We start from the raw sequence: 24,931 nt of genomic DNA, 5'->3' as shown, positions 1-24,931 counted from the left end.
GGGTTGGCGAAGACTGCCGACGCCGCCGTCACGCGTGGTCGGTCGCCGGCACGGTGGCGTAACGGCCCATCATCTGAACGGTCGCCTGCGGGGTCAGCTCCCGACCGCCGGCGATCATGTCCCGCAGGTCGCGGAAGTACTGCACGTACAGGTCGGGCGTGAAGGTGTTGAGCATCACCGCCGGTTCGTCGCCGAGGTTGGCGAAGGTGTGCGGGGCCCCGGGCGGGATCATCGCGAGGGTGCCGGCCGGTGCGACATGTGTCGTCTCCCCGACGGTGAAGTGCACGGTGCCGGAGACCACGTAGAAGCCCTCGTCGTGCTGGGCGTGACGGTGCTGCGGGGGCCCTTCGGTATGCGGGGCGAGGGTGATCTCGGCCATGCCGAGACGGTGCCCGGTGGTGCTGCCGTCCTCGAGGATGCGGATCTGTGCCGGTCCCAGATGGATCGTCTCGCCGTCGTCCGGACCTACCACGGAAACCTTGGTCATCGTCATCTCCTTCGTGAGAGTTGACTCTCACGAAGGAGGTTAGAGGGTTCGGCATCATCATGCAAGTGGACTCTTACGACGAGAGTTGCCAGTGATAAGGTGACGGCGGATGGACGGACAGGAAAGGGGACGTACTGGTGGCAACGACGCAGGCGGAGACCGGCCGCACCAATCAGAAGAAGCGCACCCGTACAGCGATCGTCGAAGCCGCCCGCGAACTCATCGGCACGGGCGGCGAGGTGACCATGCCCGCCATCGCGCGCGCGGCCCTGGTCTCCGAGGCCACCGCATACCGCTACTTCCCCGACCTTCCCTCGCTGATCAGCGAGGCCCTGGCCGGCGCCTGGCCGCCCCCCGCCGAGGCGCTCGCACCGGTCGCTGACTCCACCGAGCCCGTCGAACGGGTCGCCTTCGCCTGCGAGTTCCTGTTGCGCGGCATACTCCTCCGGCAGGGAGCGGTGCGCGCCATGATCGCGGCCACCATCACCCGCCCGGAGACGGCGACCGCCAGGCCCGGGGTCCGCTTCGGGTTGATCGACTTCGCGCTCCTCCCCCTGGAGGACACACTCGGGGTCACGGATCCGGAAGTCCTCGCCCAGCTCAAGCGGGACCTCGCCGTGGTCGTCGGCGCAGAAGCCCTCTTCTCCCTCACGGACCTGTGCGGCCTCGCCCCCGACGACGCCATCGCCAGCGCGGTGCACACGGCGACCACTCTGACCGAAGCCGCACTGCGGACGACTGTGCGAGGGTGAGCCGAGCGCGGAGGTCCTGAAGAGTCTCCGATAAAGCACAAACCCCAGGCCATTGACCTGGGGCTTCGCTACGGAGCGGGTGACGAGAATCGAACTCGCGCTCTCAGCTTGGGAAGCTGAGGTGATCTACGGGCGTTGCAGCGGCTCACCTGGACAGGAGCGCTGGCCGCGCCCAACCGCTTGGAGGGTTGCTGTCCGCCGTTCCCCGTGACTCCCCGTCGGTTCTGGCACGCGAGTGGCACGGCCCTGCGGTCGTGCCACCTCGCCGGAAGGCAGGCGGCGTAGCTCGTTAATTCCTCAACTTATGTTCGGGGATTGGCGTCTACGCCCGGCCACACAGTACGCCGTCGGCCAGGATGCGGATCGTCCCGGCAACTCGATGCCGAAGCATCACATGTAGAGAACTGAACGGCGCAACTCGACTCGCGCAGCTTCTCAGCCCCTTTTTCTGTTTAATTCCTAACCAGGCTACTGCTGCCTATTTACTCGAACTTTGCCTGATTTCCGTTGAGGTGCGCATTGCTGATCACATAGCTTCGCTGGTGAACCCACCGACCTGAAAGAGGTTCACCATGTTTTCGCGCCTCGCGAAGCGGGCTGCTGTTCTGGCCGTGATATCGGCATGTGCCATGGGAGTGTCTGTCACCCCGTCCTCTGCCGCAGGGGAGCACACCTTCACTCCTCAGCAACCGTCGTACAACGGCAACGACCCCAGGGGGAATTTCAGCGCGCAGATAAAGTACAGTGGTGATAAACTCCAGTGGGGGTGGCAACTCAGCACGGCCACGGCCGCGCCGGCCACCGGTCTGATGACCGAGAGGGCAGACCTCTACTGCAACGGTCGTAGCGTCGCACACGACAGCCACCCGGGCGTCTCTCCGCGGTACTTCGTGCATGCTTCAGCGTCGTTGGGCAGCCGCATGACGTCCTGCAAATGGGATCTGAAGGTGCACGAAACCTTCCCCATCGGGCGAGGAACCCGGACCATCGACCTCGATTTCCCGTTCGTTGTCACTCTCGTCTGACGCGCAACGGGCTACGCTTCGCTCATGATTGAAGCGATGGTTCGCGAATGGGACGACGATGAGGGCTGGGGAGTCCTCGATTCCAGAGAGACACCTGGAGGATGCTGGACTCACTTCTCCGTAGTGGAGGCGCCGGGATTCCGTTCCCTCGCTGCGGGGCAGAAAGTCGCTCTGGAATGGGAATCCGGCGAGCAAGATGGCTTTCAGTACCGGGCTATTCGCGTCGTCATTCTCGAGTAAATTGGTGAAATGATAAATGCGGCCCGGACTTTATCGGTGGAGGTGAAGTTTGGGCCGCACGGTTCTTGTTCCCATCCCTCGATGAAACCTGCTGATTCGTCGAGTCGGGCTCGGCCAACCTGCGGCCCGTGGACCATCCGCGTCTGACTTTCGCCCGGGTGGCTCCGAAATCTGGTGCGCCACCTCGGCCCACCACTTACCCAACTCCCCGCGCATGCCCCTACGGACCCGCGGCCGTGCACGGTGCCCCCTCCATCCCGGTGCCGGCTGATCCCCCGCCGGGGGCCGGGCCGCGCGCGGTGAGCGGAGCGAGCCGCCTTGAACGACGAAGGGCCAGTCTGGGAGGAAAATCCTCCTGAGCTGGCCCTTCTCTCTGTGCCCCCGGCAGGATTCGAACCTGCGACACCCGCTTTAGGAGTTCGGTCTGACCGCCTGTCCACCCGGGCTGCGCGGGGCGACCGCGGCCGTGTCAGACCGCACCGCGCCGCCGCTGTCCGCTGTCGTTGATGTCAGCCATGGATGTCACCTCACACCGGCTGGGGTCACTGGCGACGCTTGCGTGTCTTCGCCTTGCGTTCGGCTTCCTTGCGCTTCTCGATGGTGTACGACGACCACTCGCCACGATGCAGGCTGCATCGCGACGCACCGATCATCGCCAGCCGCCGGCACCGAGTGCCCTTCTCCGTGAGCGCTCCACACCTGGACTGCATACGAGCCATGTCTCCCACCCCCACCCCCGGTCTCGACCGTCGTGCGGACCAGTGCAGGATTGCCGGGCACATGTCCCTCTGGAAGGCGCACTGCTCCGCGCAGTGGTGCACGGCGGCCCAAGGAGGTTGCTCTGGGGCGCACGCTTTCCAAGTCTGTTGGTGGGGTGGTGAGCCTCGTACGGGGCCGTTCACCTGCGTTCATGGCTGACCGGGTTCCGGGACCGGCGTCGCCCACGATCCGGTGTGAACGGCCCCGTACGGGGCTGAATGAGACGGGAACTGAGACGGTCTGCCCGCCCACCGCTGTCAGAGGCCTCGTCTAGTCTCCGGCCATGAGCATGATCGGTGAGTACTTGCGCGTTACGGCTGCCGAGCTCGACCGGGCGATTCAGGACCCTGACTGGGCGCTAGATTTCGCCGAGGAGGTCCAGGACGCCGAGGAGGAGTCAGAACTGGCGCCGACCGATGCGCGTCATTTCAGCACGTCCAAGACCTGGGACATGCTGGGCTTCCTCTTGACGCGTGCCCACTTCCCGGTGGACGTCATCCATGGTGAGGAGCCGTTTGCCGAGGATGAGGACTGGGGGTACGGGCCGCCGAGGTACCTGCGCTCGGAGCGGGTGCGTCTTGCCGCGCGGGGGCTCCGCGCCACTTCGTATGACCAGCTCGTTAGCGGCGTGAATCCGGCCGACCTGATCAAGGCCGATGTGTATCCCCTGGCTGGGGCGTATCCCCTCGGATGGGATAGGCCTGGAGCGCTTGAGTGGGGGCGTCACTGGTACGACGGTCTGACGCAGTTCTTCGAGGCTGCCGAGGCGGCGGATGACGCCATGCTCGTGTGGCTCGACTGATCGCCGCTGCCTGTCGGTGGCCACGAGGACGGCGTGGCTGAGTCCAGGTTCGCGATCTTGAAAACCGTCGTGGCAGCGATGTCACCGTGGGTTCAAATCCCACCGCCTCCGCTTGCTGAGCAGTGAGTACGGCCCCTGACCAGAGCTGATGGTCGGGGGCCGTTCGCTTGCCCGGACGCTGGGACTTCCCGCCGTTCCCCGTGGTTCCCCGCCCTATCGGGCACGGCTGGGGCACGGGAATTTCTGACGTTCCTCAACTGACGTTCACGGATGAGCACCTGCGCCGGTACCTTAGGCACCCTCTCTGAGCAGGAAGAGAGCCGTCGCCGGCTGTCGTCATCTGTCGTCGTTGGCCACCTTCGGACGGCCCACAGACGGCCCAGGTAGCGGACCGCGAGATCACCGGGGATGGCGCGGCCGGATCAGTAGAAGTAGCGGTCGGCAACCTGGGGATAGCTCCGGTTCTCTTGGTACGCCTTCCACACTCCGTACGCTGCTTGCAAGAACGAGCGCCAGCAGTGCTCGTCCCGATGTTTTAGATCTTGAGTCTCCATGTTGAAACTCATCGCGCCTAGGGGCGGATTCCCCGTGCTATCGCAGATATGGAAGCTGCCGCCTGTCGGAGTGAAGATCAGCCAGCCTGCGCGTTCCTCGTCATCGGCCCATGTGTAGACAGCGCCCTCGGCTGTGCTGGACAGCAGTCGGACTCTTATCCACGCGGTCACCAGGAACCCTCCTCGGGCTGGGGTCTTGGGCGGGGACCACGATACGGGGGGTACGGACCCAGTTTGGAAGATCGCGTAACCGGGACCGGGCGGACCTGCGATCCTCCTGACCTGGCGCTTCGCTGCGGGCTCCCCGTGGCTCCCTCCTCGTCGCTGTGTTGCACCGCTCGTTCGGGCACACGAGGGGCACGGACAGGGTTACTTGATCAGAGGAGTTAAAGCGGTGATCAAGCTGGCCGCAGCGCTGCCCAGTGCCGCCACGGCGAGTGGGTGTCGCCACGCGTCGCGGCGGCGGTGTGGTGGCTCCTCGGGCTCCAGTTCGGAACCTATTGCGTTGCGCAATGGGTTATGGGTTACAGTGAACGCATCTTGGGATGCGCTAGGGAGGGCTTCCGGCTCGCTCATCTGTCACCTTCCAAGGTTGAAACGAGATCTGAAACGCCATGGCCGTGCGAGTGACCCGCCAAGATCGCGCACGGCTTTCTGGCATGCCCGAAGGCAAGTACAGGGCAGATTAGCGTACTTGCTGTGCTCCTTGCGCCAGCACTCCGACGAGCGGTCGGTGGAGCGGCTTTGGGCTGGAGTTTCAATCACCGAGTCAAGGCGATGGGCGTCGCCCCACGGTGAGGACGGCGCCCGTACGAAATGAAGGCTTTGAGGCCTGGCCTCATCCTTATCAGGTTGATCGAGGCACTCTCTCGGCCGCGACATACGTCCGCTGAACCTTGGGCCGGCTGCCGCTGAGGTTCGGCGTTGATCGGCGCCGTGCGCCCTTGTTGGTGTCAGCCGCTGGTGTCAGCGCATCGAGGCACTCGTGACAAGTTGGGGGCTCGCCCACGGTCCTTCAGTCCCACGCGCTCCTGAGGGACCCTTTGCCGTGTGGCTGGCCACTTGTGGGGCGTTCATCAGGGCGTGGATCCCGGACGCTCCCTAGGCTTCGCCTGTCGCAGGCTCCGAATTCTCGATAGTTCTCCTGCGCCTGCCTCAAGCTCAGCGAACCGTTCGGGCCGCCTCGGACAGTATCGACGTCATGCTGGTCCTGCCCGTCGTCCTCCCAAAAGCAGACGTCGCAGATCTCGAAGCCTCCACGCTCGCACAGGGTGAGGCACCCGCAGCATGGGCACGGATAGGGCCCTGACTCCCGAGGCCCATAGATGTTCATGAACGATTCCTGCATGTGCGCATTCTGACCGGCGAATCGGCGACGAGTAGCCTCCCGCCCAAACATCAACCCACCACTCACCCCAGCTCCCATCCCGTCCGCCGTCGACCCACACACCGTGGAGCGGGCGTGGTTCAGGGCGTCAAGGTGGAGCGCGCCACTGTACGAACGACCTTGACGCCCTGGGCCGCGTCTGCTCGGCTCTGCCTGGGTCGATGGCGGACGGGATGGGAGCTCCCCACGCACGCCCTCTACGGGCCCGCGGTCGGGAACGGCGCCCCCTCCATCCCGGTGCCGGCCGATCCCCCGCCGGAGGCATCGTCCTTGAGCGTGGGCCGCGCTATGTGGTGATCGACTCATGGCCGTCGGCCCTATCCACCTGTGGGCGCGCGGAGGCGCAGCCGGGGCGAAGCGGGCCGGAGGCAGGAGCGGCGCCCCGAGCGGAGCCGGTAGCGCGCCCGGCGGAGCGGAGCGCAGCCGGGGCTTGAACTCGTAAAGAAGGTTGTAACTCAGTCGTCAGCTGGGATGCGCCACAGGGGAGCCGCGTACTGCTCTGGGCGGCTCCTGATGAGGAGTTGGCGGAGCTCATCCCGGTGACAACCGTTGAGGTTCAGGGCTTCGGTGATGTGCCGGAACGTCGTGTGACTCACTCCGCGGGCTCGGGCCTCAGCTTGGAACTCGTCGAGTCGGGACAGCACGTCTGCGGGATCGAGCTTCGTCGAGGGCTGTTCGGTGAGCCATGCTGCCTTGTTGCGCTCGTAGTCGATCTCGGAGAAGTCGCAGACTTCTCGGCTGTGAGCTTCTGCCTCGTCCAAGGTGGCGGTCGTCATGATGGCGCGGGCCAAAGCGTTGCGGCTGAGCGCGTCGTCCAGGTCGACTTCGTGGACCGTGGACCCCTCGTCGGTGAGGGCTACAGGAAGGCCGGCGTCTCGTACCTCGCAGATGCCGCGGGCTCCCCGGGCTGTTGCCGCGAGCATCGCGGTTGCCTCTGAGGGATGCCACTCCAGCACGTCGCCGACTGCTTCGGTGTCCCCCGCCGTGAAGGTGTGGACGAGGGGACCGAATGCGGGGCGCAGGATTTCGGGTGCGATCTCGCCGTCCAGGCCTGGGCCTGCGACCAGCAAGCGAACCGGCGCGTTCACCTGGCAGGAGGCGGCAAGGGTGAGGGCGTCGGCCAGTGGGCTCTTCAGTGTGGGCTCATCGCCCTGGGCGAGGATGTCTCCGCCCACGTCCAGGAGGTCGATCGACGTGGGGGAGAGGTGGTCCACCAGTTCTTCGAGCTGGCGGGTGATGCCCTCGGCACCGTGTTGCGGGTCGAGCAGGGCAAGGGTGTGCGGGAGCTCCGCTGCGAGCCGGGGGAGTGTTGAGCCTGCCGGGGCGATCGGCTGGGCCTCGGCCGGCACCGACCAGACGGACCGAGTAAGTGGCTCCAGGCCAGTGAAGCTGTCGGCTCCTCGGGGACCCGGGACAGGGTCGACGAGAAGACGGTCCCAGGCGTACGTGAGGATCACCGCCTGGTCCTCGTCGCCGTACAGGGCGGCGTGAAGCATTGCGGAGGCGACTGCGTCGCCCCCTCCTCCTGCTGCGACGATCAACCGCGTCATGTGCTCCACATTACGGGCTTCGGTGCTGGCCACTCACCCTATAGTGGCTAGAGGCCATAGCCACTTAAATGAGGAGGGGTCATGCCGCAGATCGAGGAGGCTCAGCCGAAGTATCTGCAGATCGCGCACCACATCCGCGATCAGATCCTTCGGGGTGACCTGCAGGCGGGGGACGAGGTCCCCTCGGAACGGCAGCTGGCGGCGGACTGGAAGGTCTCCCGGCCCACCGCGGCCCGGTCGCTGGAGGCGCTGAGTCATCAGGGGCTCGTCGAGAAGCGCTAGGGGTCGGGGACCTACGTGCGCAGTCTGGAAGTCAATCGGCGTGCAAGGGAGTTGTACGGTCGCGCCCGCCAGACGGGGAAGATCTACACGCCCGGCGAGTACGCCGTGATCACGTCGGCGGGCTGGTTGGATGCGCCCGATCACGTCGCCGAGGCCCTGGGGCTGACGAAGGATCGACGGGCGGTGCATCGCCGGCGGGTGACCAACAACCAGGACGGCCCCATCACCCTGTCCACGTCGTGGTTCGCCCCCGATGTCGGCCAGCGCGCATCCAAGCTCTTGGAGCCGGAGCGGATTCAGGAGGGGACGCTGATGTACGTCGAGAGGATGACGGGTCGGCAGGGAAGCTACGCCGAGGACCGCATGTGCGCCCGGAGTGCCACGGACGAGGAAGCCTCCGACCTGCAATTGCACTCCGGTTCAGCCGTCTTGGTTGTTCACCATGTGGTCTACGACCTCCAGGACCGGCCGCTGGAGTTCGCCGAGGCGACCTACCCGCCGCACCGCTGGGCGTTCGAGCAGGGCTACCCCCTCACCTGATTGCAGGCCACTTCGCGTGAAGGGCTTGCGCCCCCCAAGTGGCTAATGCCACCATCCATTAAGTGGCTAAGGCCACTTAGTCGAAGGGGGCACGGCGTGACGAGTCAGCGGCCGGATCAGGGCACGCACTTAGCTTGCCGGGGATGCCGGGGGCGTGGCTGGAAGCGCGTCAGCTCGCGGACGTCGGTGGCCCTTGCCACTGCCAACGACCGCACTCGTGCCACGTCGAAGCGGCGCTGCCTCGACTGCGACGGCAGCGGCAAGGAGTGAGCCCGGATGACCTACCTGATCGACCGCTACCCCTGCGAGGACTCGCCGCGGCTCGGGGCGATGACCTTGCATCCGACGCCGGAGTCCGTACCCAGGGCCCGGCGCTGGTTCCGGAAGTTCATCGCCCCGTACAACCCGGCCTGCTCGGTCGACGACTGCGCTCTGATGATCTCGGAGCTGGTGACGAACGCGATCCTCTATGGGCGGTCCGAGGAGGAGTGGGTCTTACGGGTGGAGTGGTTCAGGGAAGTCACATCGCTGCGGGTGGAGGTGCACAATCCGGGGTTTCCGGCTGCTGTCCGCCTCCGCCGGCCGGACGCCAGTGACGCGCACGGGCGCGGGTTGCTCCTGGTCGACTCCCTCGCCGAGTCGTGGCACTCCGGACCGAGCCGTTTCGGGGGAACGGTGGTCTCCTTCGTGATGGCCGATGCCTGGCCTTCGTGAGGGAGCTACACCCCCGCTTCTACTGCTGCACAGGGATTGTCGCTAGTCTGGTTGACCGGTTGACTTGGCCAATCTCGACAGGCGGCGTTCATGGCGTATGAAGTGGAGGCGCCCAAGTATGTGCGTCTCGCGCAGACGATCCAGCGTCGCATCGAGGACGGCACCTACGCGCCCGGCACGCGGGTTCCCAGTGAGAACCAGCTGGTGCAGTCGTTCGGGATGTCCCGTCCCACGGTCGTGCGGGCGCTGGAACTGCTGAAGAGGGACGGCTGGCTGGAGTCCCGCCAGGGGTTCGGGACGATCGTGCGCGGGCGACCCGCGGTCGTCGAGGAGAAGGACCGCCGTGGTCTTGAAGCCCTCGCGCGCGTCGAGTCGCAGACGCCTGGACGCCTGGTCGAGGTTGGTGAAGTGACCGTCCCGGCGCGTGTGGCGTCGGCCCTGGGGCTGCCCAAGAGCGCGAAGGTCACCATGCGCCGCTTCCTGGTCGAGGAAGACGGCGAAGGGGTGGAGCTTGTCTCTTCGTACTTTGCCGCCGGCCTGGTCGAGGGAACCGACCTGGCAGGTGCGGATGTGCTGTCGGCCGGTGTGCGTGAGCATCTGGAGGCCCGCAAGAAGGTTCGCTTCGACCACGTGACGGAGCGGGTTTCTGCGCGTCTGCCCGAAGCGGCGGAAGCCGCATCGCTGGGTCTGCCGGACGGCGTCCCTGTCCTGAGTGTTCTCGTCATCGCCTGCGACGCCTCCGGGCGAGCTCTGCAAGTCTCTGACGTGCTCCTTCCTGCTGACAGGCAGGAACTTGAAGACACCTACCGCTTGAACTGAACGGCCTGACGGCTCCTCAACTCACCTTCGGATCTGACTTGACAAGTCAACTTGGCATCCTTAGTTTCTAACTTGCTAAGTCAACTTGTCAGGCAAGTTGATCGACCCTGAAGGAGACATCTCAGTGCGTGTAATCCGCGTTGACGCCTCGACCGCCACCGTCCTGCTGACCGAAGCGCCGGCACCGAAGGTGCGTGACCGCCAGACCGGCGAGATCGCGAAGGATGCCGTGAGCGGTGAGGCGCTGATGACCGTCGGCGTCGTCTACATCGACGAGGGCGAGTCGTCGCTGATGCAGGTCACCATCCCCGAGAGCGGGGTCACGGAAGGACTGACCGTCGGTGCTCCGGTCTCGCTGCCGGGCCTGGTGGCCCGGCCGTGGGAAAGCGTCTTCAACGGCCAGCAGCGACACGGCATCGCCTTCCGGGCGACCGCCGTCGCCCCCGGCGCCTTCCCGATGTCGCAGGCGGGCTGATCGACGTGGCGGACCTGGTGACGGTGGCCGAGCTGGGCGGGTCCCTCGCTGCGATAGGCGGCGCGGCCTACGCCCGGCACGCCCACCCCGCGGCGTACTGGTCCACGGTCGGGCTGCCGGTGTCGGTGATCCGGTTGCTGGCCTCGTACTCCTCGACCATGGACGCCTGTGGCCTGACCGTCGTGCCTCCCCGCTGGCGGGCGCTGGCCGTCCGGGCCACCACCCGTCGAGAGGTGCGGCCGGTGCCACCCCGCCGGGGCCTCATTCGGCCCACCTCGACCGGCCTGCGCATGCGGCTGCGTCTGGCTCCTGGACAGGATCCGGCGGACGTGGCCGCCTCCGCCGAACGGTTGCGGCACGCCTGGGGCGTCCACGCCGTCCACGTCCGGGAGATCAAGCCCGGAGTCGTGGAACTGCGGCTCGTCGGCTTCGACGTTCTCAGGAAGGTACGGATGCCCCGCGTGCGTACGGATCTGGGGCTGCTCCAAGTTCCGGTGGCCCTGAAGGAGGACGCGACCCCATACGTCCGCGACTACCGCGCCGTACCTCATGAACTCGTCCTGGGGGCAACCCTTTCGGGCAAGTCCATGTACCTGCGGAACCTGCTCACCGGCCTGGCCGCTCAGCCCGTCGTCCTGGTCGGCATCGACTGCAAGCGCGGTGTCGAGCTGGCGCCGTTTGCCGCCCGGCTGTCCGCACTGGCCACCGACCCCGACCAGGCGGCCGATCTGCTGCCCGCACTGGTCAAGGAAATGGAGGACCGATATGACCTGATCAAGGCCCGACAGGGAGTCGCCCCGAGCACCCCGGACGAACGGATCACATCCGACATCTGGGGTCTGCCGGAAGCTGAACGCCCGGCGCCTGTCGTGCTGTTCGTCGACGAGGTGGCGGAACTCTTCCTCATCGCGACCAGGAAAGAAGAAGAACGCCGCGATGAGATGGTGACCCAGCTCATCCGCCTCGCCCAACTCGGCCGAGCGGCCGGCATCTACCTGGAGGTCTGCGGACAGCGCTTCGGCGCCGAGCTGGGCAAGGGCGCGACCATGCTGCGCGCTCAGCTCACCGCCCGCGTCTGCCACCGGGTCAACGACGAGGCGTCCGCCAAGATGGCACTCGGGGACATCGCCCCGGAGGCCGCATCCGCCGCTTGCGCGATCGCTTCCGAGCGGCCCGGCCTCGCCGTCGTCGGTGACACCTCGGGCGGCTGGTCCCGCATCCGTACCCCCAACCTCTCCCTCGCCGACGCTGCGGCCACCTGCCGGGCCTTGGCTCACCTCGCCCCCGACGTACCGGCCCTCTCACCCTTCCGGCCGTACGCCCGTCCTGCGGCTCTTGAGAAGCCCACCGGGCCGTCGAGCAGCCCGCGGCCGGTCACCGAGTAACCACGCCCGCTCAAGGCCGGCGCCGTCGTCACGCGCCGAGTCCCTACCCCGTCATGCCCGAAAGAAGGTGAGCACTCGCCATGTGCCCCGACTGCGAAGACTTCCTCCGGACCGTCTTCCTACTCGGTCAACTCGCCCTCTACGCCGACACCTCGCATGCCGACGAGGACTTCGTCGTATCCGTGGCGTCGTCCTTGGCCGTGTCCCTGCCCGAGCCGCCGCCCGGCGTCTTCCCGCCCGATGGCGACCCCGACGACGGCCTGGACTACCCCGGCGAGTCGTCCTGATGGGCCGCCCCGCCGCCCGGGTGGACGCGGTCCTGGTCCAAGCCGTCATCGCCGGATCCTTGTCCTTCGCCCACCTGCACGACCTCGCTGCAGCTGCGGGGCAGAACGGATGGAAGGCGTGGGCCTACCCCGTCTCCGTAGATCTGCTCCTGGTCGCCGCCTGGCACCGGCTCCGCTCTGGGGGATCGAAGCCGGCCGCCTGGTGCTGGTTCGTCGTCGCCCTGACCGCGTCACTCGGCGCGAACGTCGCGACCGCCGGTCTTCTCGACCTGGTCCACGTACCGGCCTGGCTGCGCATCCTGGTCGCCGGATGGCCTGCGATCGCCTTCCTCGGCGGAACTCTCCTCGCGCACGGCTCACGGACACCAGAGCCCGCGCCGGAACCGGTCCCGACAGACGGCGACGACCTCGGAGCCTCGACCGACTCGGCTCCCGAGCCGCACCCCGAGACCTCGCTGACACCCCTCCCTGCCCCTGCCCCTGCCCCTGCCCCTGCGCCCGTTCCGCCCGCCCTCGTCGCCCTGGCCCGGAGGACATTCCACCGTGCGTCCGTCCACGCTCCGCGCGCTGAACCGCGCCGCCGAGCTGACCCGACAGAACCGCCTCACCGAAGCAATGCTCATCGCCGAACCCGTGATCCTCACCGCCGACTTCGACGAGAGCGAGGAGATCCGGCGGTGGCTGGTCGGCCATGTCACCGACTTCACCGGCGAGAGCCACCAGGACTCCAAGGAGCTGCCTTGATGCCCGCCAACCCGCGCTTCCGCCGCGTCGTCCGCATCGGTCCCGTTCAGGTCGCCACCTACTACGACGGCCGGGGCCGCGAGAAGCACACGGCGGCCTGCACCGCCCCGCGCTGCGGCTTCTCCACCGACTACGACACCCGTGCCGCGGCCGAGCTGGCCGCTCGTACCCACCGTTGCCGCGTCCGCTGAGGGAGCTCCCGTGACTGTCTCACTGCCGCTCGTCCTGGTCCTGGGGCTCATCGCCTGGAGCGCGATCAAGTTCCTCGGCGTCCGCGTCTGGATCGTCGTCGTGATCGCGCTGTTCGGCTTCCTGCTCTCCCGTACCTTCCTCGCCCCCGCGATCGACTCCGGCACCCGTTCCGGGGTCGACGTCGTCAACGGCACCCACCACTGACAAGGAGGTCCGCCGTGCTCCGCCCCAAGCTGCCCGACATCCCGACACTGCCCACGTCGCACACCATCAGCCCCCGGCACAGCCATGCCCCGGTGCCCTCCGCCGGCCGCTCTCTCACCCCGTACGTGGGTGTGGTCGTCGTGGGGGTCGTGCTCACCGCGCTCTTGGCGGCGGTCGCCGTCACGGCCGTGTCCGTGGCCCTCGCCGCCGTGGTTCTGCGCTCTCTCATCAGCGGCGCGAACAAGCGCTGACCGGCCGCCGGGGCGGCAACAAGCCGCCAAGCATCCCGCCGTCCCGGGGCCGTCCCCTCTGCACTGTCGAAACAGCCGAAAGGAACCCCCATCATCACCCGGCAGACCCCGCCTCCGCTGGCGGAACTCTCCACCTGGCCTCGCTGGGCACGTTGCCCGAGCTGGCCCGTCAGCTGTCCGGCCTGGGCGGCTGCACCCGCCCCGTGCGCCTCGACGGCCACCGCACCGAGCATGCGATCGACACCACTACCGGCGAGATCGGCCGCGCCCTGCGCCACCTGGACTCCACGGCCCTGCCAGCCGGCAACCTCCTGGTGCGCTGCAACAACCGCCGCACGACCCGATGCGCGGCCTGCGCCGAGACCTACCGCCGCGACACCTACCACCTGATCACCGCCGGACTCCGCGGCGGCAAGGGCACCCCCGACCGGGTCGCCACACACCCCCGGGTCTTCGCCACCTTCACCGCCCCCAGCTTCGGGCCGGTTCACAACCGGCCCTCCAGCGGCCGCGCCTGCCGCTGCGGCGTCCGCCATGACGACCAGGACCCGGCCCTGGGAACACCCCTCGACCCGGACCTGTACGACTACGAAGCGGCCGTCCTCTGGAACGCGCATGCCGGGCTCCTCTGGCGACGCTTCTCCATCTACCTGCGCCGGGAGGTCGCCAAGCGAGCCGGACTGACGCAGCGTGCCTTCCGCGACCACGCGCGCGTCTCGTTCGCGAAGGTGGCCGAATACCAGAAGCGCGGCGCCGTCCACTTCCATGCGGTGATCCGCCTCGACGGCCCGGAAGGCGGCGAGACCGCGTCCCCGGCCTGGGCCACGGCCGAGCTGCTGACTGACGCCATCCACGCCGCCACCGCTGCCGCCCGGGTCGACGGCCCGGACGTCGACGGCCGGCTGCACGCCTTCGTCTTCGGCCGCCAGCTCGACGTCCGTCCGATCCGGTCGGCCGACTTCGACGGCGGCCAAGAACTCACCGAGCGGGCAGTCGCCTCGTACATCGCCAAGTACGCCACCAAGGGCGCCGAGACGGCGACGGGCACCCTCGACCGGCCCTTACGATTCCTCGCCGAGCTGGCACAAGCCAGGATCACCGAACACGCCAGACGCATGATCCGCACCGCCTGGACCCTCGGCGCCCGCAAGGACCTGGCAGACCTCCGCCTGCGAGCCTGGGCCCACATGCTCGGCTTCCGCGGCCACTTCTCCACCAAGTCCCGCCGCTACTCCACCACCCTCGGAGCCCTCCGCGACGCACGCGCCCAATGGCGCCGCGCCCAAGCCGCTCCGGTCATGCCGCAGGAAGGCGAAACCACGCTCGTCCTCGCCCACTGGGTGTTCGCCGGCACCGGCCTCAGCGCCGCCGAGAGCTGGCTCGCAGCCTCCCTCGAACCCGCCCCCGGAACGGAAGGAGAGCCGACCGCATGAACGACCGCTATCTGTCCGTGGACCAGGTCGCCGAGCTCCTCGGGACGACCGCCCGCTTCCCGCGGAGGCTGATCGAAGAGCGGCGCATCCGGTACGTCAAGGTCGGCCGACACGTACGCATCCCAGAGAGTGCGGTGGCGGAGTTCGTCTCGTCCCACACCGTCGAACCGATCAGGCGTCCCCGCGCGCGCTACGGGAGGGCCGCCTGATGGCCAACAGCAGAGGCAGGCGGCGTCGATTCGGAGCCATCAGGAAGCTCCCGTCCGGCCGCTACCAGGCCCGCTACCCGGGCCCCGACGGCGTGATGCGCCCGGCTCCCGGCACCTTCGAGACGACAGCCGACGCGGATGACTGGCTGGCGGAGAAGCAGACCGAGATCCGTCGCGGAGAGTGGAGGGACCCCGAAGCCGGTGCCGTGGGGTTCCGCACGTACGCCGACAAGTGGGTGGAAGAGAGGGAGTTGGCGCCGCTGACGCGGGACCTGTACCGCTACCTCCTCGACAAGCACCTGACCGCGTTCGCGGACCTGGACCTGGACGAGATCACCGCGCCCCGAGTCCGCGAGTGGCGGGCCGAACGGCTGCGGACGACCAGTGCCAAGACGATGACCGCCAAGGCGTACCGGCTCCTCAAGGCCGTCATGGAAACGGCCGTCGATGACGAGCTGATCCAGCGCAACCCCTGCCGGATCAAAGGCGCGGGCAAGGAGAAGGCGACCGAGCGGCGCATCGCCACTGTCGTCCAGGTCGACGCGCTCGCCAATGCAGTCGGGATGCGGTGGCGCCTCATGGTCTACCTGGGCGCCTACGGCCCGATGCGGCCGGAGGAGCTGGCCGGCCTCCGCCGCAGGGATGTCGACCTGGACACCCTTCGGATCCGAGTGCGCCTCGCCGAGCCGGAGCGCATGAACGGGCGGCGGGTACAGGGCGACACGAAATCAGAGGCGGGAACGCGGACTGTGATTCTTCCCGCGTTCCTCCGCCGGGAGCTCCGCTGGCACCTGGAGTCGTACGCGGAGCCCGGACCCGATGGGCTGATCTTCGTGGGGGAGAAGGGGGCGCCCTTCCGGCGGAGTACGTTCGGGCGGAGGTGGCGCAAGGCGCGGGAGATCGTCGGCATGCCCGACGGCTTCCGGTTCTACGACCTCCGGCACACGGGGCACACCTTGTCGACGCGATCCGGAGCCACCCTGAAGGACACGATGGTGCGTGCCGGGCAGTCATCCGAGAAGGCCGCACTGATCTACCAGCACTCCGACGACGAGCGCCAGGAGGAGGTCGCCGCCGGCCTCGACGCCACCGTTCGGAAGGCTCGGGCGCAGGCAGCCGGGGAGTCGGCCGACAGGCCTTCTGGCACGAATCTGGCACGCGGCGAGTGATCACCGAGGACAGCAAAAAGGCCCGGGTCTATGACCTGGGCCTTCCTCATGGAGCGGGTGACGAGAATCGAACTCGCGCTCTCAGCTTGGGAAGCTGATGTTCTACCATTAAACTACACCCGCGCAAGACGCCGACCTCGGTCGGTGCCGAATGCCCGCTCACTGTACCCCATGCCTGGCCCCCGGCGTCGAAACCGAGGGGCCTGCTTGTGTTTTCGGGGGGTACCCAGGGGAGTGACACGGCTGCGCGGGGCCCGAGTTGGGGCGTACGGTGGCGGGGTGGAGCAGGGGGCCGGCGGGGGCGGAGTGCCGCCTGGAGGGCCGTCTCTTCCATCCCGTAATGTGGCTTTTGTCGCCGGGTGGCAGCAGCCCGGCGCGCCTCTTGGGGAAGGGACTCTTGGACTTGATGGAGCGCACCGTCGTCCGTTGTGCCGAAGGGCACGTGTTCAGCACCGCTTCGTTCCCGATGCAGCAGGCCGACCGGCTCGGCCCCGGTCGGCTCATGCGATGTCCGGGGTGTGCCCGGCTCCGCAGTGTGGTGCCGGTGACGCTGGAGCGGACCGCGCAGCGGTAGCGCCGGACGCAGGCAGATCGCCGGGCGCGTGGAGTCGTCACGATGGTGGGGGCTCCGCGCGCCTTGCGTATCCTCGGGGAGTGCTTCTCTCAGACAAGGACATCCGGGCCGAGATCGACGCCGGACGGGTGCGGATCGATCCCTACGACGAATCCATGGTGCAGCCGTCGAGCATCGACGTGCGCCTCGACCGCTACTTCCGGGTGTTCGAGAACCACCGCTACCCCCACATCGACCCCTCGGTCGAGCAGCCGGACCTGACCCGGCTGGTCGAGCCGGAGGGGGACGAACCGTTCATCCTGCATCCGGGGGAGTTCGTCCTCGCCTCGACCTACGAGGTCATCACGCTGCCCGACGATCTCGCGTCGCGTCTGGAGGGCAAGAGCTCGCTCGGCCGGCTCGGCCTCGTCACGCACTCCACCGCCGGCTTCATCGACCCCGGTTTCTCCGGCCACGTGACGCTGGAGCTGTCCAACCTCGCGACCCTGCCGATCAAGCTCTGGCCCGGCATGAAGATCGGCCAGCTGTGCATGTTCCGCCTCACCTCGCCCTCCGAGGCGCCCTACGGCAGCGACCGCTACGGATCCCGCTACCAGGGCCAGCGCGGTCCCACCGCCTCCCGGTCCTACCTCAACTTCCACCGGACGCAGGTGTGAGCGGCATGGGGACCGCCCGGGAGAACCTCGGCTACGAGCAGTTCGGCAACGCCGTCCGCGAGCTCGCCCAGACGATCGCCGACGACGGCTACGTGCCCGACATCATCCTGTCCGTCGCGCGCGGCGGCGTCTTCGTCGCGGGCGGGCTCGCCTACGCGCTGGACTGCAAGAACATCCACCTGGTGAACGTCGAGTTCTACACCGGCGTCGGCACCACGCTCGACATGCCCGTCATGCTCGCACCGGTCCCCGACGTGGTCGACTTCTCCGACAAGAAGGTCCTGATCGCCGACGACGTCGCCGACACCGGCAAGACGCTCAAGCTGGTGCGCGACTTCTGCCTCGACACGGTCGCCGAGGTGCGCAGCGCCGTCGTCTACGAGAAGTCGCACTCGCTGGTGAAGTGCGAGTACGTCTGGAAGCGCACCGACGACTGGATCAACTTCCCCTGGAGTGTTTTGCCTCCGATACATAAGTCGGGCGAGGCGCCGAAGGGGAACAAAGAGGCGCTCTGACCTGCTGTTTCGCTGCGCAACCTCGCGGAAGAGGGGTTCTCGCACACATGGAGAGCAGAGTGGGCGATCGAGAAAATCGTCACGGCAGCGATCGGCAGCGATGCCGCCATGGCCGCGGAATCCCACCGCCCCCACGGCTTGGTCAGTAGCCGAAGAAGTGAAGGGCCGGGTCTCTGACCTGCGCCCGTGTAATCGGTCAACGCTGCTACCTGCGACTCAGCTGTCGGTGGTTGTCGGCGTTGGTCGTCGTTGAACGCCCTCGCACGGCCCAGAGACGGCCCCGAGCGGGAGGGCTAAGACAAGGGCGACTGTTGGCCACTTAGCGTGCCCGACGGGACGGCACGGTCCCTGCGACTCTCCCGGCTGCGCTCGCGCGGGAGCGCCCCGCAGCGCGTGGCTGTGGGGCGCTCCTAGCGCCTAGTGGGGTTTAGTCGACTGCCTGACCGTTGCCCGTGCCGCCCCTGCAGGTCCCGGTGTGGGGGTTGGCCGGGTTGGGGGTCCAATCGACCGTTCCGCCGCCGTCGGTGCACTCACCCGGGGTGAGGGCGGCGCCGAAGCCCTGGCTCGGGGTGAGGCTGGCGGCGGTGGCGGTGGCGGCACCTGCGAGGCCGAGTCCGGCGAGGGCTGCCGTGGCGATGCCGGCGGCGACGATGCGTCGAATGCGCATTCGATTCCCCTTTCGCGGATTGTCTTGATTGGGGCACTAATCAGCTTGATGTTCCTCCATGTGGGTGGCACGTCACGTTGGGCCGTTCGGGTGACATAGCTGTCGGGCGCGGGGCCGGTGGGGCGACCCGTCGGACAGCACGCCTAGGTCGGCGTAGCGACTTTGACCGGGAGCTGCTTTGGCGCGAGTGATCATGGCCCGTAAGCTTCCGGTGCGTCGGGCAGTCTGTGGACCTGCCCGGTAAAGCACGACGTTGGGGCCATGATCTTCGAGGCTCGCGCCAAAGTGGCTGGCTAAAGTCGCGGAGCCGACCGCCCCAGCCCCGACGTGTTCTGACCTCATGCACTGTGTGCCTGCCTCTTGGGCGGGAGCGGGCGGCCGGCGGTGCCGAGCGGGGCGGAGACATGAGCGCGGGCGCCGCCGGCCGCCCGCGCCCGCCCGGAGGAGCGAGGCGACGACGGGTGCTTGATGAGGTGGAGAAACCTGTAACAACTCGCGTTCGCTCACGCGTCGAAGTCGTACTCCAGGATGTAGGAGGCAGCGTCCAGCGTCATTTCGTTGATCTCGACGGGGCGGCCTTCGTCCGCGAACGCGGTGCGGCAGATGAGGACGACGGGCGTGCCCGCGGAGATGTTCAACTGTGCCGCCTCCTCCTTCGAGGGCATACGGGAGCGGATCTCTTCGCGGAAGTGCACTGGCTTGTAGCCGAGTTCGGCAAGCCTGGCGTACGTTCCGCCCGGCCCGGTGTCCTCCTGGGTGATCGCGGATCCGGCAACCACTGACGTGGGCAGGTAGCTGGTCGCGAGCAGCACGCTCCCGCACACGCCGAGGGCCCCCGGTCGCCGACCGGGGGCCCTCGCCGCGTGAGCGGTGCGTATCAGAACGTGCCGAGCTTCACGATCGACAGCAGCGCGATCAGCTGGATCGCGCTCGCGCCCAGCGCCTTCGGCCAGGGCAGGTCGTGGGAGCGGCCGACCATCAGGGTGAGCAGCGCGCCGGCCGCCACCCAGGTGGCCCAGCCCAGCAGCTGCACGAAGCCCGCGTCGCCGCCGAGGAACATGGCGAACAGCAGGCGCGGCGCGTCCGTCAGGGACATGATCAGCATGGAGAGGCCGACCGTGGGCTGCCAGGCGCCGTCGCCGCCGAGCTGGCGCGCCAGGGTGTGCGTGACCACGCCCAGGACGAAGGAGCTCAGCACCATCGCCACCGCGGTGACCAGGACGATCGGTACCGCGCTGGAGAGCGTGGCGTGGATCGCGTCCTGGCGGGCGCCGTCGAACCCGAAGACCGCGAGCAGGCCGTAGAGGAAGGTCACGACGAGGGCGGGGCCCCACATCGTGTAGTCGCGCATCTGCAGGAAGGTCCGGTCGGGCGACAGGACGATCCCGCGCAGCAGCTCCTTCCAGTGCAGGCGGGGGCCGATCGGGGCGGCCGGGGCCGAGCCCGCGCGATAGGTGCCGCTCTGGGTGTAGGGGTCCTCGCCGACCGCGAAGGCCTGGGTGTGCCCCGGGTTGTTGGCCGCGTACGGGTCCGGGCCGCCCTGCGCGTAGCCGTCGTCGCCGAAGTACTCCGGCTCGCCCCGGCCGCCCCGGCCGCCGCCGTACTGCGGTTGCTGCTGCGGGTACGGCTGCTGCGCCGACGGATAGCCGTACGACGGCGCCTGGGGCGCCTGCCGCCCGTACGGAGGTTGTTGGGGGCGCGCTTGCGGGGTCCGGCCGTCCCGGCCGCCGCGTCCGATCCTGAATCCAGCCACGTCATCGAACGTACCTGTTTCCGGAGAGTGACGTGCGGGCCGCGGGCTTCCCGGGCCGGCTTTGCTGCCGAGCTGTGACATCCCCTAGGGGACCGGCGAGGCGGGCGTCCTCCCTGTGAGGGGGTCGCTCCGTCCCAGGTCGGAGCGGTGCCGCGGGCCTCCCCGGGAAGGGGACGGGGCCGGCCGGGTGAGGCCGGGCGGACGGCCCCGGGGCGGCGGGGGCAGGATGGGGCCATGAGCGTAGTCAAGATCAACGTACTGACGGTGCCGGACGAGCAGCGCGAGACGCTGGAGAAGCGGTTCGCCTCGCGGGCGCACGCCGTCGAGAGCTCCGACGGGTTCGAGTGGTTCGAGCTGCTCCGCCCGGTCGAGGGCACCGAATCCTACCTCGTCTACACCCGCTGGCGGGACGAGGAGTCCTTCCAGGCCTGGATGGAGGGCCCGATGAAGGCGGCGCACCGGGGCGGCGGCGAGGAGGGCGAGCGGCCCGCCCGGCCCGCGGCGAGCGGCTCCACGCTGTGGTCCTTCGAGGTGGTGCAGCAGGCGGCGCCCAAGGGCGGCGCGTAGCCCGCGCGGGGGCGCGTCCGGCGGTCCCGCGGCAGGACGGCCGCCCCCGCCCGGTGCGGCCGCGGAGACGGGTGCGCCGCCCGGTGACCACGGAGCCGCCGGGGGTGCACCCCGGGACACGACGGCGCCCCCGGACCCGTGGAGGGTCCGGGGGCGCCGTCGTGTCCCGAGGCCGGAAGCGCTACTTCACCGGCTCCGGCTCCGGCTCGTTCTCGGCCTCCGCCTCGCCCGCCGGGTCGACCGGCGTCCGCACGGAGTCGAGGAGGAGCTGGGCGACGTCCACGACCTGGATCGACTCCTTGGCCTTGCCGTCGTTCTTCTTGCCGTTGACCGAGTCGGTCAGCATGACCAGGCAGAACGGGCAGGCGGTGGAGACGATGTCCGGGTTGAGGGAGAGGGCCTCGTCGACGCGCTCGTTGTTGATGCGCTTGCCGATCCGCTCCTCCATCCACATCCGGGCGCCGCCGGCGCCGCAGCAGAAGCCGCGCTCCTTGTGGCGGTGCATCTCCTCGTTGCGCAGGCCCGGGACCTTGCCGATGATCTCGCGCGGGGGCGTGTAGATCTTGTTGTGGCGGCCCAGGTAGCACGGGTCGTGGTAGGTGATGATGCCCTCGACCGGGGTGACCGGGACCAGCTTGCCCTCGTCGACGAGGTGCTGGAGCAGCTGGGTGTGGTGGACGACCTCGTAGTCGCCGCCGAGCTGCGGGTACTCGTTGCCGAGGGTGTTGAGGCAGTGCGGGCAGGTCGCGACGATCTTCTTCGCGGCCTTCGGCTTCCTCGACTCCGCCGTGACCTTGCCGTCGTCGTCCAGCTCCTCGCCGAACGCCGTGTTCAGGGCCATGACGTTCTCCATGCCGAGCTCCTGGAACAGGGGCTCGTTGCCCAGGCGGCGGGCGGAGTCACCGGTGCACTTCTCGTCGCCGCCCATGATCGCGAACTTCACGCCCGCGATGTGCAGCAGCTCGGCGAAGGCCTTGGTGGTCTTCTTCGCGCGGTCCTCCAGGGCGCCGGCGCAGCCGACCCAGTACAGGTACTCGACCTCGGAGAGGTCCTCGAGGTCCCTGCCGACGACCGGGATCTCGAAGTCGACCTCCTTGGTCCACTCCAGGCGCTGCTTCTTGGCCAGGCCCCAGGGGTTGCCCTTCTTCTCCAGGTTCTTGAGCATCGTGCCCGCCTCGGACGGGAACGCGGACTCGATCATCACCTGGTAGCGGCGCATGTCGACGATGTGGTCGATGTGCTCGATGTCGACCGGGCACTGCTCGACGCAGGCGCCGCAGGTGGTGCAGGACCACAGGACGTCCGGGTCGATGACGCCGTTCTCCTCGGCGGTGCCGATCAGCGGGCGCTCGGCCTCGGCCAGGGCGGCCGCGGGGACGTCCTTGAGCTGCTCCTCGGAGCCCTTCTCCTCGCCCTCCATGGTCTTGCCGCCGCCGGCGAGCAGGTAGGGGGCCTTGGCGTGCGCGTGGTCGCGCAGCGACATCATCAGCAGCTTCGGGGAGAGCGGCTTGCCGGTGTTCCAGGCCGGGCACTGCGACTGGCAGCGGCCGCACTCGGTGCAGGTGGAGAAGTCCAGCAGGCCCTTCCAGGAGAACTGCTCGACCTGGGAGACGCCGAAGACGTCGTCCTCGCCCGGGTCCTCGAAGTCGATCGGCCTGCCGCCGGAGGTCATCGGCTGGAGGCCGCCGAGGGCGGTGCCGCCGGTCGCGTTGCGCTTGAACCAGATGTTCGGGAACGCGAGGAAGCGGTGCCAGGCCACACCCATGTTGGTGTTGAGCGAGACGACGATCATCCAGATGAACGACGTCCCGATCTTGATCGTCGCGACCAGGTAGACCAGGTTCTGCAGCGTGGCGGTGCTCAGGCCCTTGAAGGCCAGGACCAGCGGGTACGACGCGAAGTAGGACGCGTCGTAGGAGTCCACGTGGTGGAGGGCGCCCTCGAGGCCGCGCAGGACGTAGATCGCGAGGCCGATGGTGAGGATGACGTACTCGACGAAGTAGGCCTGGCCGGCCTTGGAGCCGGCGAAGCGCGACTTGCGGCCGGGGCGCGACGGCAGGTTCATCAGCCGGATGGCCATGAGGACGAGGATGCCGAGCGTCGTCATGACGCCGATGAACTCGACGTACATCTCGAACGGCAGGAAGTCGCCGATGACCGGCAGCGTCCAGTCGGCCTCGAAGAGCTGGCCGAAGGCCTGGGCGAGGGTCGGCGGCAGCGTCAGGAAGCCGATGGCCACGAACCAGTGGGCGAAGCCCACGATGCCCCAGCGGTTCATCCGGGTGTGCCCGAGGAACTCCCGGACCAGGGTCACGCTGCGCTGGTACGGGTTGTCGGTCCGGGTGCCTGCGGGGACGGGCTGGCCCAGGCCGAAGTACCGGACGAACTGGCCGATGGCGCGGGCTAGCAGCGCGACGCCGACCACGGTCAGGACCAGCGACACGATGATCGCGGCGAGTTGCATGGGGGCTCCTGAGGCAGCCTCGAAATTACTAAGCGGTAACTTATGCAGTCCGTCTGAGAGTACCCCCATCCTCCGCTGCAATGTAGCCGGGCGCGGGGTGATCTGGGTCGCTGAGGGTGACCTGAGGATCCAATCGTGTTATTCACACCCGATCGGGACAAATACCCCTAATTTAAGAATCGTGCTCTACGGGATTCTCACCGCCATCACCGCCCTGCTCCTCGCCGCCCTGCTCTCGGCGCTGGTGCGGGCGCCCGCGCTCCGGCTCGGGCTCGTCGACCGCCGGCGGCCGCGGCCGGTGCCGCTGCTCGGGGGTGCGGCCGTGGTGGTGGGCACCTGCCTGGTCGCGGCTGCGGGCGGCTGGACGGGCGCCGCACCGCTCAGTGACACCGTGGCCCACCTGCTGGCCGCCGGGGCCGCGGTCGCCGTGCTCGGGCTGGCCGCGGACGTGTGGCGGCTGCGGACGCCGCTGCTCCTGCTCGGTGCGGCGGTGGCGGCGGCCTTCGTGGTGCCGTACGACGAGACGGGGGTGCCGGCCGGGGTGGTCGCCGTGGTCTGGATCGCCTGTGTGGCGGCCGCCTTCCGGGGGCTGGACCACGCGGACGGCCTCGCGGGCACGGTGGGCGTGCTCACCGCGTTCGGCGCGGGCGCGTGCGCCGCGGCCGAGATGATGGACGACCTGGCGGTGCTGCTGAGCGTGCTGGCGGCCGCCCTCACCGGCTTCCTGATGCACAACTGGCACCCCGCGCGGGTCGCCTTCGGCGCCTGCGGCTCCCTGTTCACCGGTTTCGTGCTGGCCTGTGCGGTGGTGCTCACCCGCGCCGGCTACGACCCGGTCTCCAGCGCGGCGGTCATGTTCGCCCTCACCGCCACGGTGAGCGCCGACGCCGTGCTCGTCGCCGTCTCCCGGCGGCTGGTCCGGCGCCCGTCGGCGCGACGGGCGCCGGACCACGTGGCGCACCGGCTGCGCCGGCTCGGGCTCACCCCGCAGGGCGCGACCGTGCTGCTCGGCGCGGGCACCTTCGCCTCGGTGCTCGTGGGCGTGCTGGTGCACACCGGACTGCTCGCGCGGACCGGGGTGCTGTGGGTGGCGGGCGCGGCGCTGGCCGCCGTGGTCGCGCTGCTGCGGGTGCCGGCGGTGCGGGGTCCCCGGCGGCCCGGTGGCCCGGCGACCTTCCGCACCCGGACGGGCGTCCACGAGGCCCGTCAGCGCACCGGCCCCCACGAGGTCCGCCACCGGACGGGCGCCCACGACACCCGGAGCCGTGCGGACCTCGCGGGAGATCCGCGCAGCCGCACGGACCTCGCGGGCGGTCGGAGCCGTGCGGACCCGGCGGGCGCCTCCGGACGTCGGCGCACTGCTCTTCCCGGGCCGGCCCGTCAACCCGGATCCCGGCCCGACTCGGACCGGCGGGCCGCATCGCCGCAGGTCAGCGCCCCGTTGCGTGTAAGGGATGGATAAGACTTGAGTGCCC

The 24,931-nt window shown here is 68.6% G+C and carries 27 protein-coding genes, 1 tRNA gene and 3 pseudogenes; 22 read left to right on the top strand and 9 right to left on the bottom strand.

The window, feature by feature from the left end; translation table 11 throughout:
• Positions 1–28: 28 nt before the first annotated feature.
• Positions 29–487: a cupin domain-containing protein gene (locus tag P3H78_RS19760; protein WP_276110367.1), complete on the bottom strand. Its 459-nt coding sequence runs from the start codon at positions 485–487 to the stop codon at positions 29–31.
• A 137-nt stretch (positions 488–624) separates the two neighbouring features.
• Between P3H78_RS19760 and P3H78_RS19755 the strand changes: the two genes are divergently transcribed.
• The 4 genes from P3H78_RS19755 to P3H78_RS19740 all read left to right on the top strand — a co-directional run bounded on the left by P3H78_RS19755 (position 625) and on the right by P3H78_RS19740 (position 4,065).
• Positions 625–1,239, top strand: a complete 615-nt coding sequence (locus tag P3H78_RS19755) for a TetR/AcrR family transcriptional regulator (protein WP_276110366.1) — start codon at positions 625–627, stop codon at positions 1,237–1,239.
• A 572-nt stretch (positions 1,240–1,811) separates the two neighbouring features.
• Positions 1,812–2,264 (top strand): hypothetical protein, encoded by a 453-nt coding sequence (locus tag P3H78_RS19750; RefSeq protein WP_276110365.1) that lies wholly within the window; start codon positions 1,812–1,814, stop codon positions 2,262–2,264.
• Positions 2,265–2,288: 24 nt separating this feature from the next.
• Positions 2,289–2,504, top strand: coding sequence for a cold-shock protein (locus P3H78_RS19745; RefSeq protein WP_276110364.1), 216 nt, complete (start codon positions 2,289–2,291; stop codon positions 2,502–2,504).
• Between the two features lie 1,042 nt (positions 2,505–3,546).
• Positions 3,547–4,065 carry a YfbM family protein gene (locus tag P3H78_RS19740; protein WP_276110363.1) on the top strand — a complete coding sequence of 173 codons (519 nt, stop codon included), beginning with the start codon at positions 3,547–3,549 and terminating at the stop codon, positions 4,063–4,065.
• A 422-nt stretch (positions 4,066–4,487) separates the two neighbouring features.
• On the opposite strand, the gene P3H78_RS19735 is transcribed toward P3H78_RS19740, so the two are convergent.
• The 3 genes from P3H78_RS19735 to P3H78_RS19725 all read right to left on the bottom strand — a co-directional run bounded on the left by P3H78_RS19735 (position 4,488) and on the right by P3H78_RS19725 (position 7,556).
• Complete coding sequence (locus P3H78_RS19735) at positions 4,488–4,790, bottom strand: hypothetical protein (protein ID WP_276110362.1); 303 nt, start codon at positions 4,788–4,790, stop codon at positions 4,488–4,490.
• Positions 4,791–5,634: 844 nt separating this feature from the next.
• A complete protein-coding gene (locus tag P3H78_RS19730) occupies positions 5,635–5,952 on the bottom strand; it encodes a CPCC family cysteine-rich protein (protein ID WP_276110413.1) in 318 nt (105 codons plus the stop codon).
• Between the two features lie 509 nt (positions 5,953–6,461).
• A complete protein-coding gene (locus P3H78_RS19725) occupies positions 6,462–7,556 on the bottom strand; it encodes a DUF1152 domain-containing protein (RefSeq protein ID WP_276110412.1) in 1,095 nt (364 codons plus the stop codon).
• 81 nt (positions 7,557–7,637) lie between these two features.
• Here P3H78_RS19725 and P3H78_RS19720 point away from each other — a divergent pair.
• The 14 genes and pseudogenes from P3H78_RS19720 (at position 7,638) to P3H78_RS19655 (ending at position 16,260) form a co-directional block, all read left to right on the top strand.
• Positions 7,638–8,378: pseudogene (locus tag P3H78_RS19720) on the top strand (GntR family transcriptional regulator).
• 276 nt (positions 8,379–8,654) lie between these two features.
• Positions 8,655–9,092 carry an ATP-binding protein gene (locus P3H78_RS19715; RefSeq protein WP_276110361.1) on the top strand — a complete coding sequence of 146 codons (438 nt, stop codon included), beginning with the start codon at positions 8,655–8,657 and terminating at the stop codon, positions 9,090–9,092.
• Between the two features lie 90 nt (positions 9,093–9,182).
• A complete protein-coding gene (locus P3H78_RS19710; RefSeq protein ID WP_276110358.1) occupies positions 9,183–9,911 on the top strand; it encodes a GntR family transcriptional regulator in 729 nt (242 codons plus the stop codon).
• A gap of 124 nt (positions 9,912–10,035) precedes the next feature.
• Positions 10,036–10,386, top strand: coding sequence for an SCO3933 family regulatory protein (locus P3H78_RS19705; RefSeq protein WP_276110356.1), 351 nt, complete (start codon positions 10,036–10,038; stop codon positions 10,384–10,386).
• A 5-nt stretch (positions 10,387–10,391) separates the two neighbouring features.
• Positions 10,392–11,771: an FtsK/SpoIIIE domain-containing protein gene (locus P3H78_RS19700; protein WP_276110355.1), complete on the top strand. Its 1,380-nt coding sequence runs from the start codon at positions 10,392–10,394 to the stop codon at positions 11,769–11,771.
• An 80-nt stretch (positions 11,772–11,851) separates the two neighbouring features.
• Positions 11,852–12,058, top strand: a complete 207-nt coding sequence (locus P3H78_RS19695) for a hypothetical protein (protein WP_276110354.1) — start codon at positions 11,852–11,854, stop codon at positions 12,056–12,058.
• A pseudogene (locus tag P3H78_RS19690) lies at positions 12,058–12,621 on the top strand (DUF2637 domain-containing protein); the annotation flags it as partial. The gene P3H78_RS19695 and the pseudogene P3H78_RS19690, both read left to right, overlap by 1 nt.
• Positions 12,602–12,802 carry a hypothetical protein gene (locus tag P3H78_RS19685; protein WP_276110353.1) on the top strand — a complete coding sequence of 67 codons (201 nt, stop codon included), beginning with the start codon at positions 12,602–12,604 and terminating at the stop codon, positions 12,800–12,802. The pseudogene P3H78_RS19690 and the gene P3H78_RS19685, both read left to right, overlap by 20 nt.
• Positions 12,802–12,993 carry a mobile element transfer protein gene (locus tag P3H78_RS19680; protein ID WP_276110411.1) on the top strand — a complete coding sequence of 64 codons (192 nt, stop codon included), beginning with the start codon at positions 12,802–12,804 and terminating at the stop codon, positions 12,991–12,993. Before P3H78_RS19685 ends, P3H78_RS19680 begins: the two co-directional genes overlap by 1 nt.
• A gap of 10 nt (positions 12,994–13,003) precedes the next feature.
• Positions 13,004–13,198, top strand: coding sequence for a hypothetical protein (locus tag P3H78_RS19675; protein ID WP_276110352.1), 195 nt, complete (start codon positions 13,004–13,006; stop codon positions 13,196–13,198).
• Between the two features lie 14 nt (positions 13,199–13,212).
• Positions 13,213–13,449: a SpdD protein gene (locus P3H78_RS19670; RefSeq protein ID WP_276110351.1), complete on the top strand. Its 237-nt coding sequence runs from the start codon at positions 13,213–13,215 to the stop codon at positions 13,447–13,449.
• A gap of 152 nt (positions 13,450–13,601) precedes the next feature.
• Positions 13,602–14,882 carry a replication initiator gene (locus P3H78_RS19665; protein ID WP_276110350.1) on the top strand — a complete coding sequence of 427 codons (1,281 nt, stop codon included), beginning with the start codon at positions 13,602–13,604 and terminating at the stop codon, positions 14,880–14,882.
• Positions 14,879–15,091: an excisionase family DNA-binding protein gene (locus tag P3H78_RS19660; protein ID WP_039653439.1), complete on the top strand. Its 213-nt coding sequence runs from the start codon at positions 14,879–14,881 to the stop codon at positions 15,089–15,091. The genes P3H78_RS19665 and P3H78_RS19660 overlap by 4 nt, the downstream gene beginning before the upstream one ends.
• Positions 15,091–16,260, top strand: a complete 1,170-nt coding sequence (locus P3H78_RS19655) for a tyrosine-type recombinase/integrase (protein ID WP_276110349.1) — start codon at positions 15,091–15,093, stop codon at positions 16,258–16,260. Before P3H78_RS19660 ends, P3H78_RS19655 begins: the two co-directional genes overlap by 1 nt.
• Positions 16,261–16,309: 49 nt before the next feature.
• On the opposite strand, the gene P3H78_RS19650 is transcribed toward P3H78_RS19655, so the two are convergent.
• Positions 16,310–16,383: transfer RNA gene (locus P3H78_RS19650), tRNA-Gly, on the bottom strand.
• A 531-nt stretch (positions 16,384–16,914) separates the two neighbouring features.
• Here P3H78_RS19650 and dcd point away from each other — a divergent pair.
• Positions 16,915–17,490, top strand: a complete 576-nt coding sequence (gene dcd, locus P3H78_RS19645) for a dCTP deaminase (RefSeq protein ID WP_276110348.1) — start codon at positions 16,915–16,917, stop codon at positions 17,488–17,490.
• Positions 17,491–17,495: 5 nt separating this feature from the next.
• Positions 17,496–18,005 (top strand): phosphoribosyltransferase, encoded by a 510-nt coding sequence (locus tag P3H78_RS19640; RefSeq protein ID WP_276110347.1) that lies wholly within the window; start codon positions 17,496–17,498, stop codon positions 18,003–18,005.
• Between the two features lie 427 nt (positions 18,006–18,432).
• Here P3H78_RS19640 and P3H78_RS19635 read toward each other — a convergent pair whose 3' ends face one another.
• The 3 genes and pseudogenes from P3H78_RS19635 to P3H78_RS19625 all read right to left on the bottom strand — a co-directional run bounded on the left by P3H78_RS19635 (position 18,433) and on the right by P3H78_RS19625 (position 20,506).
• Positions 18,433–18,672, bottom strand: coding sequence for a hypothetical protein (locus tag P3H78_RS19635; protein ID WP_276110346.1), 240 nt, complete (start codon positions 18,670–18,672; stop codon positions 18,433–18,435).
• 503 nt (positions 18,673–19,175) lie between these two features.
• Positions 19,176–19,484, bottom strand: a pseudogene (locus P3H78_RS19630) (UTRA domain-containing protein); the annotation flags it as partial.
• A 65-nt stretch (positions 19,485–19,549) separates the two neighbouring features.
• On the bottom strand, positions 19,550–20,506 hold the full coding sequence (locus tag P3H78_RS19625) for a Yip1 family protein (protein ID WP_276110345.1): 957 nt from the start codon (positions 20,504–20,506) through the stop codon (positions 19,550–19,552).
• A 153-nt stretch (positions 20,507–20,659) separates the two neighbouring features.
• On the opposite strand from P3H78_RS19625, the gene P3H78_RS19620 reads away from it, so the two are divergent.
• Positions 20,660–20,992, top strand: coding sequence for an antibiotic biosynthesis monooxygenase family protein (locus P3H78_RS19620; RefSeq protein WP_276110344.1), 333 nt, complete (start codon positions 20,660–20,662; stop codon positions 20,990–20,992).
• Between the two features lie 181 nt (positions 20,993–21,173).
• On the opposite strand, the gene P3H78_RS19615 is transcribed toward P3H78_RS19620, so the two are convergent.
• Positions 21,174–23,456 carry a (Fe-S)-binding protein gene (locus P3H78_RS19615; RefSeq protein WP_276110343.1) on the bottom strand — a complete coding sequence of 761 codons (2,283 nt, stop codon included), beginning with the start codon at positions 23,454–23,456 and terminating at the stop codon, positions 21,174–21,176.
• Positions 23,457–23,637: 181 nt separating this feature from the next.
• On the opposite strand from P3H78_RS19615, the gene P3H78_RS19610 reads away from it, so the two are divergent.
• Positions 23,638–24,918: an MraY family glycosyltransferase gene (locus tag P3H78_RS19610; protein ID WP_276110342.1), complete on the top strand. Its 1,281-nt coding sequence runs from the start codon at positions 23,638–23,640 to the stop codon at positions 24,916–24,918.
• Positions 24,919–24,931 lie beyond the last annotated feature (13 nt).

This window comes from Streptomyces tropicalis, from assembly GCF_029269835.1.
Classification (GTDB): Bacteria; Actinomycetota; Actinomycetes; order Streptomycetales; family Streptomycetaceae; genus Streptomyces; species Streptomyces tropicalis.
This window is presented reverse-complemented; position numbering and strand designations above follow the sequence as displayed.

Bases quoted from the DNA above. Each gene is read 5' to 3' on its own strand.
- P3H78_RS19760 (WP_276110367.1), bottom strand. From the start codon at position 487: ATGACCAAGGTTTCCGTGGTAGGTCCGGACGACGGCGAGACGATCCAT.
- P3H78_RS19750 (WP_276110365.1), top strand. From the start codon at position 1,812: ATGTTTTCGCGCCTCGCGAAGCGGGCTGCTGTTCTGGCCGTGATATCG.
- P3H78_RS19745 (WP_276110364.1), top strand. From the start codon at position 2,289: ATGATTGAAGCGATGGTTCGCGAATGGGACGACGATGAGGGCTGGGGA.
- P3H78_RS19740 (WP_276110363.1), top strand. From the start codon at position 3,547: ATGAGCATGATCGGTGAGTACTTGCGCGTTACGGCTGCCGAGCTCGAC.
- P3H78_RS19730 (WP_276110413.1), bottom strand. From the start codon at position 5,952: ATGAACATCTATGGGCCTCGGGAGTCAGGGCCCTATCCGTGCCCATGC.
- P3H78_RS19725 (WP_276110412.1), bottom strand. From the start codon at position 7,556: ATGACGCGGTTGATCGTCGCAGCAGGAGGAGGGGGCGACGCAGTCGCC.
- P3H78_RS19715 (WP_276110361.1), top strand. From the start codon at position 8,655: ATGACCTACCTGATCGACCGCTACCCCTGCGAGGACTCGCCGCGGCTC.
- P3H78_RS19710 (WP_276110358.1), top strand. From the start codon at position 9,183: ATGGCGTATGAAGTGGAGGCGCCCAAGTATGTGCGTCTCGCGCAGACG.
- P3H78_RS19695 (WP_276110354.1), top strand. From the start codon at position 11,852: ATGTGCCCCGACTGCGAAGACTTCCTCCGGACCGTCTTCCTACTCGGT.
- P3H78_RS19680 (WP_276110411.1), top strand. From the start codon at position 12,802: ATGCCCGCCAACCCGCGCTTCCGCCGCGTCGTCCGCATCGGTCCCGTT.
- P3H78_RS19660 (WP_039653439.1), top strand. From the start codon at position 14,879: ATGAACGACCGCTATCTGTCCGTGGACCAGGTCGCCGAGCTCCTCGGG.
- P3H78_RS19655 (WP_276110349.1), top strand. From the start codon at position 15,091: ATGGCCAACAGCAGAGGCAGGCGGCGTCGATTCGGAGCCATCAGGAAG.
- P3H78_RS19640 (WP_276110347.1), top strand. From the start codon at position 17,496: ATGGGGACCGCCCGGGAGAACCTCGGCTACGAGCAGTTCGGCAACGCC.
- P3H78_RS19635 (WP_276110346.1), bottom strand. From the start codon at position 18,672: ATGCGCATTCGACGCATCGTCGCCGCCGGCATCGCCACGGCAGCCCTC.
- P3H78_RS19625 (WP_276110345.1), bottom strand. From the start codon at position 20,506: ATGTCACAGCTCGGCAGCAAAGCCGGCCCGGGAAGCCCGCGGCCCGCA.
- P3H78_RS19620 (WP_276110344.1), top strand. From the start codon at position 20,660: ATGAGCGTAGTCAAGATCAACGTACTGACGGTGCCGGACGAGCAGCGC.
- P3H78_RS19615 (WP_276110343.1), bottom strand. From the start codon at position 23,456: ATGCAACTCGCCGCGATCATCGTGTCGCTGGTCCTGACCGTGGTCGGC.